Annotated in this window: 11 protein-coding genes; 3 read left to right on the forward strand and 8 right to left on the reverse strand. The window is 71.3% G+C overall.

Translation table 11 applies throughout. The features are described from left to right. Positions 1 to 52 precede the first annotated feature (52 nt). The 5 genes from WA640_RS04995 to WA640_RS05015 all read right to left on the reverse strand — a co-directional run bounded on the left by WA640_RS04995 (position 53) and on the right by WA640_RS05015 (position 7,759). Positions 53 to 1,228, reverse strand: a complete 1,176-nt coding sequence (locus tag WA640_RS04995; RefSeq protein WP_335986386.1) for a glycosyltransferase family 4 protein — start codon at positions 1,226 to 1,228, stop codon at positions 53 to 55. Positions 1,229 to 1,499: 271 nt separating this feature from the next. Then, on the reverse strand, positions 1,500 to 4,235 hold the full coding sequence (topA, locus tag WA640_RS05000) for a type I DNA topoisomerase (protein ID WP_335986387.1): 2,736 nt from the start codon (positions 4,233 to 4,235) through the stop codon (positions 1,500 to 1,502). A gap of 133 nt (positions 4,236 to 4,368) precedes the next feature. Further along, complete coding sequence (locus WA640_RS05005; RefSeq protein WP_335986388.1) at positions 4,369 to 6,693, reverse strand: sodium-translocating pyrophosphatase; 2,325 nt, start codon at positions 6,691 to 6,693, stop codon at positions 4,369 to 4,371. A gap of 188 nt (positions 6,694 to 6,881) precedes the next feature. Further along, on the reverse strand, positions 6,882 to 7,403 hold the full coding sequence (locus WA640_RS05010; protein WP_106364038.1) for an ATP-binding protein: 522 nt from the start codon (positions 7,401 to 7,403) through the stop codon (positions 6,882 to 6,884). Beyond that, positions 7,400 to 7,759, reverse strand: coding sequence for an STAS domain-containing protein (locus WA640_RS05015; RefSeq protein WP_245888952.1), 360 nt, complete (start codon positions 7,757 to 7,759; stop codon positions 7,400 to 7,402). The genes WA640_RS05010 and WA640_RS05015 overlap by 4 nt, the downstream gene beginning before the upstream one ends. Before the next feature lie 146 nt (positions 7,760 to 7,905). On the opposite strand from WA640_RS05015, the gene WA640_RS05020 reads away from it, so the two are divergent. Then, on the forward strand, positions 7,906 to 10,224 hold the full coding sequence (locus WA640_RS05020; protein WP_335986390.1) for a DEAD/DEAH box helicase: 2,319 nt from the start codon (positions 7,906 to 7,908) through the stop codon (positions 10,222 to 10,224). Between the two features lie 5 nt (positions 10,225 to 10,229). Here the strand turns inward: WA640_RS05020 and WA640_RS05025 are convergent, their stop codons facing one another. Further along, a complete protein-coding gene (locus tag WA640_RS05025) occupies positions 10,230 to 10,820 on the reverse strand; it encodes an FABP family protein (protein ID WP_335986391.1) in 591 nt (196 codons plus the stop codon). A 151-nt stretch (positions 10,821 to 10,971) separates the two neighbouring features. On the opposite strand from WA640_RS05025, the gene WA640_RS05030 reads away from it, so the two are divergent. Together WA640_RS05030 and WA640_RS05035 are read left to right on the forward strand one after the other, a co-directional pair. Continuing rightward, on the forward strand, positions 10,972 to 11,757 hold the full coding sequence (locus WA640_RS05030) for an HAD-IIA family hydrolase (protein WP_106364364.1): 786 nt from the start codon (positions 10,972 to 10,974) through the stop codon (positions 11,755 to 11,757). Between the two features lie 20 nt (positions 11,758 to 11,777). After that, positions 11,778 to 12,161, forward strand: coding sequence for a DUF3263 domain-containing protein (locus tag WA640_RS05035; protein ID WP_335986393.1), 384 nt, complete (start codon positions 11,778 to 11,780; stop codon positions 12,159 to 12,161). Here WA640_RS05035 and WA640_RS05040 read toward each other — a convergent pair. Together WA640_RS05040 and WA640_RS05045 are read right to left on the reverse strand one after the other, a co-directional pair. Then, the gene (locus WA640_RS05040) at positions 12,158 to 13,393 is read right to left on the reverse strand and encodes an APC family permease (protein WP_335986396.1); all 1,236 of its coding nucleotides are present in this window, start codon (positions 13,391 to 13,393) and stop codon (positions 12,158 to 12,160) included. The genes WA640_RS05035 and WA640_RS05040 overlap by 4 nt on opposite strands. Positions 13,394 to 13,423: 30 nt before the next feature. Beyond that, positions 13,424 to 14,203, reverse strand: coding sequence for a phosphatase PAP2 family protein (locus tag WA640_RS05045; RefSeq protein ID WP_106364044.1), 780 nt, complete (start codon positions 14,201 to 14,203; stop codon positions 13,424 to 13,426). Positions 14,204 to 14,244 lie beyond the last annotated feature (41 nt).

Below are 14,244 nucleotides of genomic sequence, written 5' to 3' on the forward strand. Positions count from 1 at the left end.
CCAATCTACGGCCCGGCGCACCGCGCCGACGCCGGACCCGCCGAGTCGGGCGCTATTCGCCCGCGCGCGCGGCGAGCACCTTCTCGAAGACGGCGACGTGGCCGCTGACGACGTTCGCGGGCTCGAAGCGCCTGGCCGTCTCCAGGCCCGCATCGGCGAGCTTGCGGCGCAGCGACGGATCGGACATGAGGCTGCGCAGCGCCTTCGCCAGCTCCTCCGGCTTCTGCGGCTCGACGAGGAGGCCGTTCTCGCCTGACCGGATGAGTTCGATCGGGCCGTGCTTGACCGCGCTGCACACCACCGGGAGCCCGGCGGCCATGGCCTCGACGATGACGAGGCCGAACGGCTCGAAGCGGGAGGGGATCGCGGCGATCGAGGCCTTCCCCCACTCGGCGTCGAGCGGAGTCTTGGGCCCGGGCAGCTCGATCCGGCCGTCGAGGCCGAGCTCGGTCACCATGCCGATGAGGCGGTCGCGGTCGCGGCCGCGGCCGAAGATCCGCACCTTCCACTCGGGGAACTCGTCGGCGAGCTCCGCGAAGGCCCTGATGAGGATGTCGAAGCCCTTCATCCCGGTGACGCGGCCCGCGGTCATGATAAGCGGCTCGGTGAGATCCGAGGGCGGCTCGGGGTTGGCCGGGATCGAGTTGGGGACGTAATCGATCTTCTCCACCAGCTCGGGGTAGGCCGCCCTGTACGCCTCGGTGTCGGCCTTGGTGATGGTGACGATCGCGTCGAGCTTGCCGTATTCGGCGTCCATGTGCTTGCGGATGTTCGCCCGGTAGTTGTCCAAGAACATGTGCTCCTGGCCGACCATCGCGTACTTCTCGGGGCGCCCGTACTTCGTCATGTACAGGTTCACCGACACCTGCGTGCCGACGGCGACGTCGGTGTCGAGCCGATTGAGGTACTTCTTGACCTTCAGGTCCAGCAGTTCCGAGGACTCGCCCTGGTTGTTCACCTGGTCGGCGTCGAGGAATGAAGGCCGCTTGGCGCGCCAGCGGTCGAGAAAGGACAGCTTGTCCCCACCGTTGGCGGGTTTGCGGACGTCCCACAGATGCACCACTTTGATCCGCGGGTCGAGCGCGAAGGCGGGCTTCTTCCTGGAGCGCACAAAGGAGCAGATGGTGACGTCGTGACCCAGCGCCACCAGGGCGTCCGCCGTGTTGATGGTTGTCTTGATCGTCCCTCCGATGCCCCAGAGGTTGCGGACCAGAAAAGTGATTCTCATGTACTCGAAACCCGCTTTCGAAACAATGGTGCCGTCAGCCACATAGGACACATCGCACTCGCCGTCGAGCCGATGCCCACAGACCCTTGACGCGCCGGTGACCGCCCGAGGTTGCATCCGAGCGGAAATTAGTTTACGGCCGGTTGAACCGCAGGAGGACGCACCGAGGCTAGGCGTGTCCGATGACATCCGGATGTCAGACATGCCACAACCCCGGGAAATGCGACGGCCCGGTCCCGTGGTGAAAGGACCGGGCCGTGAGCTCCGGCCGCTACTCGCCCGGCGCGGGCTTCTTCGCGGCCTTCTTGACCGCCTTCGCGGCCGTCGTCTTCTTCGCCGCCGTCTTCTTGGCGGTGGTCTTCTTCGCGGCGGTCTTCTTGGCCGCCTTCTTCGCGGTCTTCTTCGCCGGGACCGCGCCGGAGGCGACCTTCTCGCGCCGCTCGGCGAGCAGTTCGGCCGCGCGGTCGATCGTCAGGTCCTCGACGGAGTCGGTCTTGCGGATCGACGCGTTCGTCTCGCCGTCGGTCACGTACGGGCCGAAGCGCCCGTCCTTGAGCGAGACCTCCTTGCCGGTGACCGGGTCGGGCCCCAGCTCCTTGAGGAGCGTCTGCGCGCGCTGCTGGCGCCCGCGGGTCTTCGGCTGCGCGAGGAGCTTCTCGGCCTCTTCGAGCGTGAGGGAGAACAGCTGCTCCTCCCGGTCGAGCGACCGGTAGTCGCGGCCCTTCTTCACGTACGGCCCGTGCGGGCCCAGGCCCGTGCGGATCTCCTCGCCCTCCGCGTCCTTGCCGACCAGGCGCGGCAGCGTCAGCAGCTGCACGGCGTCGTCGAGGGTCAGTTCCGAGAGCTTCTGGCCCGTCAGCAGCGACGAGGACTTCTCGCCGGAGGTGACGTACGGCCCGTACCGGCCGCTCTTGGCGAACACGGGCTCCCCGGTCTCGGGGTGCGTGCCCAGTTCGCCTTCGGCGGACCCGAGCTCGTACAGCTCCTCCACTTTCGCCTCGGTCAGCTCGTCGGGCGCGACGGACTCGGGGACGGAGACGCGCTCGCCGGGCTCCCCGGCCTCGGCCTGCGCGGGCGTGGTCCGCTCCAGGTACGGCCCGTACCGGCCGACCCGGGCGACGACCTGCCGCTGCTGGTCGTCGGTGTACAGGGGGATCGAGTTGACCTGGCGCGCATCGATCTTCGCCAGCTCCTCCTCGACCATGTGCCGGAGGCCCCCGGAGGCGGCGACGGTCCCCTCCTTGTCCTTGCCGCCGAAGTAGAACTTCCGCAGGAACTCCTCGCGGGACTCCTGCCCGGCGGCGACGCCGTCGAGCTCGTCCTCCATCCCGGCGGTGAAGTCGTAGTCGACCAGGCGCGGGAAGTGGCGCTCCAGGAGGCCGACGACCGCGAACGCCCGGAACGCGGGCACGAGCGCCTGGCCCTTCTTGAAGACGTACTCGCGGTCCTGGATGGTCTGCATGATCGACGCGTACGTCGAGGGCCGCCCGATCCCGCGCTCCTCCAGGGCCTTCACGAGGCTCGCCTCGGTGTACCGGGCGGGCGGCTGGGTGGTGTGCCCGGCCGCTTCGAGGCCCTTCTCGGCGAGCTGCTGGCGCTCGGCGAGCTCGGGGAGGCGCTTCTCCGCGTCGTCCGCGTCGCCCTCCTCGATGGACTCGACGTACGCGAGCAGGAAGCCCGGGTTGGTGATCGTCTTGCCGGAGGCCCCGAAGTCGGCCTCCTCCCCCGAGGTGGTGACGGCGCGGGCGCGCACCGACGTGGAGTTCCCGGTGGCGTCGACCATCTGCGACGCGAGCGTGCGCCGCCAGATGAGCTCGTAGACCCGGTACTCCTCGGCCGAGAGCTGGTTCTTCAACTGGTTCGGGGTCTTGAAGACGTCTCCGGCGGGCCGGATCGCCTCGTGCGCCTCCTGCGCGTTCTTCACCTTCCGCGCGTAGTGGCGCGGCTCGGCGGGCACGTACTGCGCGCCGTACAGCTCGGCGGCCTGCGCGCGGGCGGCGTTGATCGCCGTCGCCGACAGGTTCGTCGAGTCGGTCCGCATATAGGTGATGTGGCCGTTCTCGTAGAGCCGCTGGGCGACCCGCATGACCTGCGCGCTGGAGAGCCGCAGCTTGCGCCCGGCCTCCTGCTGGAGCGTCGAGGTGATGAACGGCGGGTACGGGCGGCGCCGGTACGGCTTCTTGTCGACCTTGAGGACGGTGAAGTCGCGTCCTTCGAGGCGCCCGGCGAGGCCGCGGGCGCCCGCCTCGTCGAGGTGCACCACGTTGCCGCGGGCGGTGCCGGTGGCCGCGTCGAAGTCCTTGCCGGTGGCGACCCGGTCGCCGTCCACGGCGATCAAGGTGGCCTTGAACCGCTGGTCGTCCGCGGTCGACAGGTTCGCGGTGACGTCCCAGTAGTCCGCGGAGCGGAACGCCATGCGGGCCCGCTCGCGCTCGACGATGAGCCGCGTCGCCACGGACTGGACGCGCCCGGCCGACAGCCGCGGCATGACCTTCTTCCACAGGACCGGGCTCACCTCGTACCCGTACAGCCGGTCGAGGATGCGCCGCGCCTCCTGCGCGTCCACCAGGTCCTGGTTCAGCTCCCGCGGGTTCGCGGCCGCCTCGGCGATCGCCTGCGGCGTGATCTCGTGGAACACCATGCGCTTCACCGGGATCTTCGGCTTCAGCGTCTCCAGGAGGTGCCACGCGATGGCCTCCCCCTCGCGGTCCTCATCGGTGGCGAGGAAGAGCTCGTCGACCTCGGCGAGGTAGCCCTTCAGCTTCTTGACGTGCGCGGACCGGTCCGGGTTCACGATGTACAGCGGCGCGAAGTCGTTGTCGACGTCCACGCCGAGCCGCGACCAGGCCTTGTCCTTGTACTTCGCCGGGATCTCCTTCGCGCTGCGCGGGAGGTCGCGGATGTGCCCGAGGGAGGAGTCGACGATGTAGCCGGCCCCGAGGTACGAGGCGATCGTCTTGGCCTTCGCCGGGGACTCGACGATGACCAGGCGTTTGATGTCCGGCACTGCTCCCACCGTTCCACTCGGAAAATGCACTCGAATCGTTACGGTAGCTCACGCTTCCGCATTGCGTCCCCTGAGTATGGGTGTGCCCCGTTCCGAGGGAACGGGGCACACGCCGAATCAACGACCCGGAAAGCTAGCCGACCTCGACCGACTCACGCTGCTCCGGGGTGCGGGCTTCCCCCGCCTCCACCACCGAGGAGCGGCGCTTGGAGACGACGATCGCCGTGACGAGCGCGGCGACCGCGAGGCCGGCGATGATCCAGCGGACGGGGCTGGAGGCCTCGCCGCCGACGCCGTCGACCGTGTAGACCACGACGGCCGGGGCGATGATGAGGCTCACGAGGTTCATGACCTTCAGGAGCGGGTTGATGGCGGGGCCGGCGGTGTCCTTGAACGGGTCGCCGACGGTGTCGCCGATGACGGCGGCGGCGTGGGCCTCGGAGCCCTTGCCGCCGTGGTTGCCGTCCTCGACGTCCTTCTTCGCGTTGTCCCAGGCGCCGCCCGAGTTCGCGAGCATGACGGCCATGAGGACGCCGCACGCGATCGCGCCCGCGAGGTACGCGGCGAGCGGGCCGACGCCGAGGCCGAAGCCGACGGCGATGGGCGCGGTGATCGCGAGCAGGCCCGGGGTGACCAGCTCGCGCTGGGCGTCGCGGGTGCAGATGTCGACGACGCGGCCGTACTCGGGCCGCTGGGTGCCCTCCATGATCCCGGGGAAGCGCGCGAACTGGTCGCGGACCTCGTTGACGACCGCGCCCGCGGAGCGGGCGACGGCGTTGACGGCGAGGCCGGAGAACAGGAACACGACGCTCGCGCCGATGATGAAGCCGACGATGTTGACCGGGTCGGCGATGTTCAGCACCTCGAACAGCGCGCCGCCCGCGAGGCCCTCGGAGGCCACCGCGTCGGTGTAGGAGCCGAACAGGGCGGTCGCGGCCAGGACCGCGGTCGCGATCGCGATGCCCTTGGTGATGGCCTTGGTGGTGTTGCCCACCGCGTCCAGGTCGGTGAGGGTCTGCGCGGCGTCGCCTTCGACGTCGCCGGACATCTCCGCGACGCCCTGCGCGTTGTCGCTGATGGGCCCGAAGGTGTCCATGGCGACGATGACGCCGACGGTGGTGAGCAGGCCGCAGCCCGCGAGCGCCACCGCGAACAGGCTGATGAGGATCTCGCCGCCGCCGAGGAGGTACGCGCCGAGGACGGCCGCGGCGATGGTGAGCGCCGTGTAGACCGCGGACTCCAGGCCGAGCGAGAACCCGGAGAGGATGTTCGTGGCCGCGCCGGTGCGGGTCGAGGCCGAGACGGTCTTCGTGGGCTTGTAGCGGGTGTCGGTGTAGTAGCCGGTCAGCGCCATGATGGCCGCGGCCAGGGCGATGCCGATGACGACCGAGCCGGCGGCGAGGATCTGCGGGCTGACCGGGACGTCGACGAAGTCGGCGCTGGTGCCGAGCTCGGACCAGTCCGAGGGGACGTACCAGAACACGGCCGCCGCGGTGAGCGCCGCGGCCACGACCGCGGAGATGTAGAACGCGCGGTTGATCGCGGTCAGGCCCGAGGCGTCGGAGGCCCGCATGCGGGTGATGATGACGCCGAGGATCGCGCAGACGATGCCGACGGAGGCCACCAGCAGCGGCAGCACCAGGCCGGTCTCGCCGAACGCGGCGCGGCCGAGGATGAGGCTGGCGACGAGCACGACGGCGTAGGACTCGAAGAGGTCCGCGGCCATGCCGGCGCAGTCGCCGACGTTGTCGCCCACGTTGTCGGCGATGGTCGCCGGGTTGCGCGGGTCGTCCTCGGGGATGCCCTGCTCGACCTTGCCGACGAGGTCGGCGCCGACGTCGGCGGCCTTGGTGAAGATGCCGCCGCCGACGCGCATGAACATGGCCAGGAGCGCGGCGCCGAAGCCGAAGCCCTCCAGGACCACGGGCGCGTCGGAGTTGTAGATGAAGACCACGACCGAGGCGCCGAGCAGGCCCAGGCCCACGGTCATGAACCCGACCACGCCGCCGGTGCGGAAGGCCAGGTGCATCGCGGTGGTGGGCTTGCCGTCGCGGGCGGCGGCGGCGACGCGCACGTTCGCGCGGGTCGCCATGCTCATGCCCGCCCAGCCGATGAACGAGCTGAACACGGCGCCGACGATGAAGAACACGCTCCGTCCGATGCGGACGTCCGTGCCGCCTTCGGCCGGGAGCAGGAACAGCAGGACCACGGCGATGACGACGAAGATGCCCAGCGCCTTGAACTGGCGGTTGAGGTAGGCGGAGGCGCCCTCCTGGACGGCCCCGGAGATCTCGCGCATCTTGTCGGTGCCGGTCCCGGCGCTCAGGATGCTCTTGACGAGCGCCGCGGCGCCGCCGAGCGCGATGAGCGCCAGCACGGCCGCGAGCACGACGAGGCTCAGGTTCGCGCCTTCCAGCGCGCCTACGCTCTCGTCGCCGTTGGCGAGCAACGTATGCATGTAGTTCCTCCATAGAACAAAGGAGCGGCGCAGGCGAGGCGCGCCCCTTCGCAGACACGTAGGGGGCCGCTCCGGGGAAGCGGGCGGCCGGCGCCGCGTGACGCGGCTGACTTAACGTGCGGAGTGTAACGAGATGAGGGCTTTCGGAGTGGGTTCGGTCACGCCGCCCCGGGAGGGTGTGCGGGGCCTCAGTGGTCGGTCGCCGAAGCGGACCCGGGGAGGGGCCAGGACATGCTGACGGTGGTGCCCCCGTCGGCGTCGGGACCGGTCACCACCAGGTCTTCGACCAGTCCGCCGAGGACGATGAGGGTGATCTCCTCGGAGAGGGTGTCCTCTTCGAGCGCGTCGTGATCGTTCGCTCGCGCATCGCCGCCGACGGTGCCCGCACCGACCCGGTCCCCGGAGCGTGCGCGCAGATCCTGCGCGTTGTCGGTGATTTTCGCTACAAAACGATCACCGATCGAAAACTCTACGCGCACGAGGTCGCGCAGTCCGCGGTCGCGGTGCCGCAGGACCGCGCGCGTGCACGCCTCGCCGACGGCCTGGCGGACCTCGTCGAGGAGCCCGGTGGCGACACCGGAGCGGGCGGCGACGTCGGCCGCGACGAGCCTCGCGGCGCGCACGTAGGCGGCGGCGGGGGTGAAGGCGAACCTGACCGTCGCGGGCTCCGGCCGCCTTCCACCGGTGCGGTCGTGCCTGGAGCCGTTCACTCGCCGGGCACCGCTTCCCTCACGTCGAGGACCTTGTCCAGGCCGGTGAGGTCGAGGAGCTTGCGGATGCGGGGGTTGGCGCACACGACGACGAGGCTGCCCCCGGCGTCGGAGAGGCGGCGGCGGGCGCCGATGAGGACGCCCAGGCCGGTGGAGTCGCAGAACTCGGTGGGGGTCAGGTCGATGGCGACCCGCATGCGCCCCTCGGAGGAGAGCTGGCGGACGGCCTCGCGCAGCTGCGGCGCGGTGTACATGTCGATCTCGCCGGTGACGCTGATGACCGCGTAGTCGCCGACGGTCGAAAGGCTCAGCCCCAGTTCGGGCTCGGGCGCCCCGTCGCCTGAAGTTCCCCTCACGCCGTCTCTCCTAGCTGGCTGGAGTGTGTCTTGGCCCATAAGCGTACTGCGTTCCGAGTGGACATGAGCCGGGAGCGTATGACCGATATGCGGGCGGGCACTGTCGCCCGGGGTGCGGTGTCGGCCGGTTGCGGCATCATTGCAGGATGTCCGCCGACCAGCTCATCGCCGCCCTCGACTCCGAGGACGGCGGCGTCGTGCACCTCCGGAAGCTCCCCGCTCGGGCGTCGGTGCGCGCCCAGTGGCCCGAGTGGGTGCCCGACACCGTCCGCAAAGCGTTGGAGGACACCGGGATCACGCTGCCGTGGCCGCACCAGGCCGAGGCCGCCACGCACGCGTTCGAGGGCCGCGACACCGTCATCGCCACGGGCACGGCCTCCGGGAAGTCCCTCGCGTACCTGCTGCCGCTGCTCACCGAGGCCGCCGCCGACGGGCCCGGCCGCACCCTCTACCTCGCCCCGACGAAGGCCCTCGCGGCCGACCAGGCGCGGGCCGTCGCCGAGTTCGACGTCCCCGGGCTCATCCCCGCGGTCGTCGACGGCGACACGCCGTTCGAGCACCGCCAGTGGGCGCAGCGGTTCGCGAACCTGGTCCTGTCCAACCCCGACCTGCTCCACCACTCGCTGCTCCCCCGCCACCGCATGTGGCGCTCGCTCCTCAAGGACCTCAAGTACGTCGTCGTCGACGAGTGCCACGTCTACCGCGGCGTCTTCGGCGCGCACGTGGCGCTGACGCTGCGGCGGCTCCTGCGCCTCGCCGAGCACTACGGCGCGAGCCCGGTCGTCATCGCCGCCAGCGCGACCGCCGCCGACCCGGCGGCGTCGCTGTCGGTCCTCACCGGACGGCCCGCCACGGCCGTCACCGTCGACTCCTCGCCGTCGCCGGGGGCGACGGTGGCCCTGTGGGAGCCGGTGACGTACGAGGTCGAGGGCGAGCCGCAGCAGGCGTCGACGCTGTCGGAGACCGCGCGGATGCTCGCGCAGCTGGTGCGGCGCGGGGTGCGCACGCTCGCGTTCGTGCCGTCCCGACGGGGCGCGGAGATCGTTGCGGCCGAAGCGAAGTCGCGGCTCGGCGCCGACCCGGCGGCGGGCCGCATCGCGGCGTACCGGGCCGGGTACCTGCGCGAGCACCGCCGGGACCTGGAGGCGGACCTGCGGGAAGGGCGCCTGCTCGGGGTGGCGACGACGAACGCCCTGGAGCTGGGCATCGACGTGACGGGCCTCGACGCGGTGCTCCTGTGCGGGTACCCCGGGCGGCTCGCGTCGTTCTGGCAGCAGATCGGACGCGCGGGCCGCGGCGACACGGAGGCGCTCGCGGTGATGCTCGCGAAGGACGACCCGCTCGACACGTTCCTGGTGCACCATCCGGAGGCGATCTTCGACCGGCCGGTGGAGGCGTCGGTGTGCGACCCGTCGAACCCGTACGTGCTCGCCGGGCACCTGTGCCTGGCCGCGGAGGAGCTGCCGCTCAAGGAGTCCGACCTCGCGTCGATCCCCGGGAGCAAGGCCGTGGCCGAGGAGCTGTGCGAGCGGAAGCTGCTGCGCAGGCGCGCCGGGGGCCGGTACTACTGGATCGGCTCGGAGCGCCCGGAGGTGACGCTGCGCGGGTCGGGGCCGATGGGCGTCGACATCGCGGAGACGAGCACGGGCCGGCTCATCGGCACGATCGACGCGGCCGCCTCGCACCGGCTCGTGCACCGCGGGGCCCTCTATCTCCACCAGGGCGAGTCGTACCTCGTGGACGACCTCGACCTGGAGGAGGGCCTGGCGCTGGTGCACGCGGCGAAGCCGCCATGGACGACGAGCGCGCAGGAGATCACGCACCTGGAGATCCTCGCGGAGCGCGAGCGCCTGGAGATGGGCGACGTGACGCTGAGCCTCGGCGAGGTGGAGGTGACGTCGTGCGTCATCTCCTACCAGCGCCGCCGCCTCCCTTCCGGCGAAGTGATCGACACGCAGCAGCTCGACCTGCCGCCGCAGACGCTGCGCACGGTCGCGGTGTGGTGGACGGTGGACCCGGAGTCCCTCGACGGTCTGAAGGACCTCGCGGGCTCGCTCCACGCCGCCGAGCACGCGTCGATCGGGCTGCTGCCCTTGATCGCGACGTGCGACCGGTGGGACATCGGGGGCCTGTCGACGCCCGCGCACATGGACACCGAGCTGCCCACGGTGTTCGTCTACGACGGCCACCCGGGCGGCGCGGGCTTCGCCGAGCAGGCGTTCCGCAAGTGGACCGACTGGCTCGGCGCCACCCGCGAGGCCATCGCCGGGTGCGAGTGCACCTCCGGCTGCCCCTCCTGCATCCAGTCCCCCAAGTGCGGCAACGGCAACGAGCCCCTGAGCAAGCCCGGGGCACTCACGCTCCTCGGCAGGGTCCTCAAGGCCGCCGACGGCCCGGTCACCGCGAAGTCCTTCGCCGGCAAGCCGGCCGAACCGGAGGACGACCTCTGGCCCGGCGACTTCTAGCCGTCCTACCCGGCGACGCGGTTGAGGCTGGCGCTCAGGTGGGGGCTCATGGGGTGGCCTTCGGCGGCCATCTCCTGGGCGTACATGAGGGCGCCTTCGACGATGCCGTAGAGGCGCTTGCCCGCGGTGACCTCCTTGGCCTGCGGGCTGCGGACGACGGCGTCGGTGGCGATCTCGATGCGGGTGCCGTCGACGTGCCCGTAGTAGAGGTCGAGGACGCCGGTCGGGTGCGCGAGGAGCACTTCGACCTCGGGCTTCTTCGGGTCCTCGCCCTTGACGACGCGCCACCAGCCGGTCTCCTGGGCGGCGGGCCGGACGGGCTTGCCGTCGGGGTCGACGATCCAGGAGCGGGAGTGGTAGCGCAGGAACGGGCGGCCGTCGTGGAGGAACGCGACCTCCTGGGCGTACAGGAAGTCCTCGGTCCCGGGGTAGCCGCCCTGGCCGCGGCCGCGCCAGCGGCCGACGAGCGGGAGGAGCGGCAGCAGGTCGTCGTGCAGGCTCGGTCCCTGCCGGAGGTCGTCGGTCTCCTCGAACGGGTAGGGCTCGACCTTCTCGAAGGTCGAGGCGAACTCCGCCGGTACTTCGCGCTCGCTCATTTGTTCCTCGCGGTTCGGATGGTCCAGTAGCCGAGTGCACCCGCCATGGCGCCTGCGGCGATGACGAGCGCGGCTGTCAATGCCGTCTCCACGGCCACCACTTTACGTCCGCACCTCGCCGTTCGGCCGATGCGATGGCAAGATGTTGACCATGACTACACCTGGACCCTTCGACAGCTGGCTCTCGGACATGGACGGCGTGCTCGTCCACGAGGGGGTGCCCGTTCCCGGAGCGAACAAGCTCATCGAGAAGCTTCAGGAGGCGGGGAAGGCGTTCCTCGTCCTCACCAACAACTCGATCTACACGCCGCGCGACCTCCATGCGCGCCTGAAGAACTCGGGGCTGTCGGTCCCGGCGGAGAACATCTACACCTCGGCGATGGCGACGGCGGACTTCCTGCACTCGCAGCGCCCGAAGGGCTCGGCGTACGTCATCGGCGAGGCGGGCCTGACGACGGCGCTGCACGAGATCGGGTTCGTGCTCACCGACTACCGCCCGGACTACGTGGTCCTGGGCGAGACCCGCCGGTACGACTTCGGGGCGATCACGACGGCCGCGCGGCTCATCAAGGGCGGGTCGCGGTTCATCTGCACCAACCCGGACACGACGGGCCCGTCGCTGGAGGGCATCCTCCCGGCGTGCGGCGCGGTTGCGGCGATGATCACTGCGGCGACGGGTTCGGAGCCGTACTTCGTGGGGAAGCCGAACCCTCTGATGATGCGCAACGCCTTGCGCCGCATCGGGGCCCACTCGGAGTCGACCGTGATGATCGGCGACCGCATGGACACCGACGTGCTGTCGGGCCTCGAAGCGGGCCTCGAAACGGTCCTCGTTCTGTCGGGGGTCACTGACACTATGGAAGAGGTCGAGCGCTACCCGTTCCGGCCCAACCACGTCAAGGATTCGGTCGCCGACCTCATCGACTGGATCGAGTAAACCGAGCAAGGAGCCGCCCCATGCCTCCCGGTCAACGCCCCACCGCCAGAAGCACCCGCGCCCGCCAGGAGGACGACGGGGGGCCCGCGCCCCAGCGGACCCTGCGCGACGCCCCGGCCCGGGAGGCGAGGGCCCAGGAGCCGCCGCGGCAGGCGGCCCCGCAGCGCTTCGAGGCCGAGTCGAAGCTCTCCGGCACCGAGACCCGCATCCTGGAGTTCGAGGCGCGCTGGTGGCGCGCCTCGGGCGCGAAGACGCAGGCCATCGCCGACGAGCTGGAGCTCACCCCCGAGCGGTACTACCAGCAGCTCGCGCGCCTCATCGACCACCCGGAGGCCGCCGCCGAGCAGCCAGCGGTCGTCAGGCGGCTGCGGGCGGCCCGGGACGCGAGGCGCGCGGCCCGCTAAGCAGCGCTTCGTTTCTCCGTGATCCAGAACCAGACGGCCCCCGCAGCGAACACCGCGAGGCCCCCGAGCACCGCGGCCATGGGCAGGCTCGCGGCCACGAGCAGGCACCCGGCGAGCCCCAGCCACGGCAGCGGGGCCCGGGCGTCCAGCGTGACCGCAGCAGCGTTCGCGACCGCGTAGTAGATCAGCACGCAGAACCCCGAGAACCCGATCGCCCCCGCAAGGTCCATCGTGGACACCATGACGAGGACGACCGCGCTCGCGGCGACCTCGGCCGCCCACGGCACCCCGAACCGCTCCGAGACCGCCGTCAGCGGCCCCGGCAGGCGCCCGTCGCGGGCCATCGCCAGCGCCGTCCGCCCGATCCCCGCCAGGAGGCTCAGGAGCACGCCCGCGGTCGCGATCCCCGCGCCGACGGCCACGAGCGGCTTCACGGCGGGCGCGGCGGCGGCCGCCAGATCGGCGAGCGGCGCGGTCGACTCGGCGAGCGTCCCGGCGCCGAGCACGCTCAGCGCGGTGACGGCGACGGCCGCGTACACGAGCACGGTGGCGCCCAAGGTGATCGCGACGGCCCGCGGGATGGTCTTCTCGGGCCTCGACACCTCCTCGCCGAGGGTCGCGATGCGCGCGTACCCGGCGAACGCGAAGAACACGAACCCCGCGGCGGTGAGCACGCCCCACGGGTGCGTGTCCCCCAGCGGCCGGGCCGCGACGGGCCCGGTGAGCCCGGCGGCCACGACGATCGCGAGGACCGCGACGGTGATGCCCGCGAACACCGCCGACGCGAGCGCGGTCCGCTTGACGCCCAGCAGGTTCACGGCGCAGAACGCGACGACCGCGGCCGCCGCGAGCGCCCGCGGATGGCCGGGGAGCAGGTACGCGCCGAGCGTCAGCGCCATCGCGGCGCCGGAGGCGGTCTTGCCGACCAGGAACCCCCAGCCCGCGGCGAACCCGGCGGCCGGGTGGAGGCGCACCGTCCCGTACACGTACGCCCCGCCGGACTGCGGGTGCAAAGCGGCGAGGCGGGCCGAGGAGCGGGCGTTGCAGTAGGCGATGAACGCGGCGATGGCCAGGGCCGCAAGGAGTCCGGGGCCGGACCCGGCGGCCCGGGCGGCAGGCGCCCAGACGGTGAAGACGCCGGCGCCGAGCATCGAGGCGAGGCCGATCGCGATCGCTGAAGGGAGGCCGAGACGGCGCTGGAGGGGCGGCTGCGCTCGCGGCGGAGTGGGCATGCCGAGACGATACCGCGCACCGGTTACCGGTCAGGGGCGGCGATATCGCCGTTCGGGTTCGAGCCAGAGCGGCAGCGGGATCGTCGTCCAGTGGACGCGCTGCATGACCCGGATGAGCACCATCCCCATGAACAGCCCCGCGATCGAGTCGGTGAGCCAGTGGAACCCGAGGTAGGTCGTGGAGAAGAACACGATGGCGACGGGCGCGGAGAGCAGGAGCCGCCGCTGCCAGGTCTTGAGGACCGCGCCGGTGAGCATGACGAGCAGCCCGTACCAGATGAGCGTGTTCACCACGTGCCCCGACGGGTACGCGCCGACCGCGGTGTCGCCGATCTCGCCGAGCTCGGACCGGTCGGGCCAGTACAGGAGCGACTGCGCCGCGTTCGCGAACGGGCCCGGCTCGGGGCGCGGCCAGTGCGGGTAGATCCGCGGGAACGCGAGCTTGAGGACCAGCACCAGCGCGGTGAGCACGTACGCGCCGAAGAACGCGACCACGGGCCGCACGGTCTGCTTGAAGTAGCCGATGATCGCGGCGATGCCGAGCGCGAGCCCGGAGAGGAACCCGCCCTGGCCGAGCTTGTTCGTCTGCACCAGGAACCAGTCGAACCACGGGGGCCGGTGCGCGTCGGAGAAGTCGCGGATCCAGATGTCGAGGTCGATCAGCGGGCTGTGGAACGACGCCAGCACCGTGCACGCCGTGAACGCGATCGCCAGGAGGACCTCGGGCCACCACGAGGCCGGTCGCCGCACGACGAACGGCTCCCAGTCGCCTGGGGCGATACGACCGATGCGCTGCCTGATGCCCGTCACGGGCGTAAGCCTAGCGACGCCCGATCAGGGCCCGGCCCGGT

The sequence above is a fragment of the Glycomyces sp. MUSA5-2 genome, assembly GCF_037034145.1.
Taxonomy (GTDB): Bacteria; Actinomycetota; Actinomycetes; order Mycobacteriales; family Micromonosporaceae; genus Glycomyces; species Glycomyces artemisiae.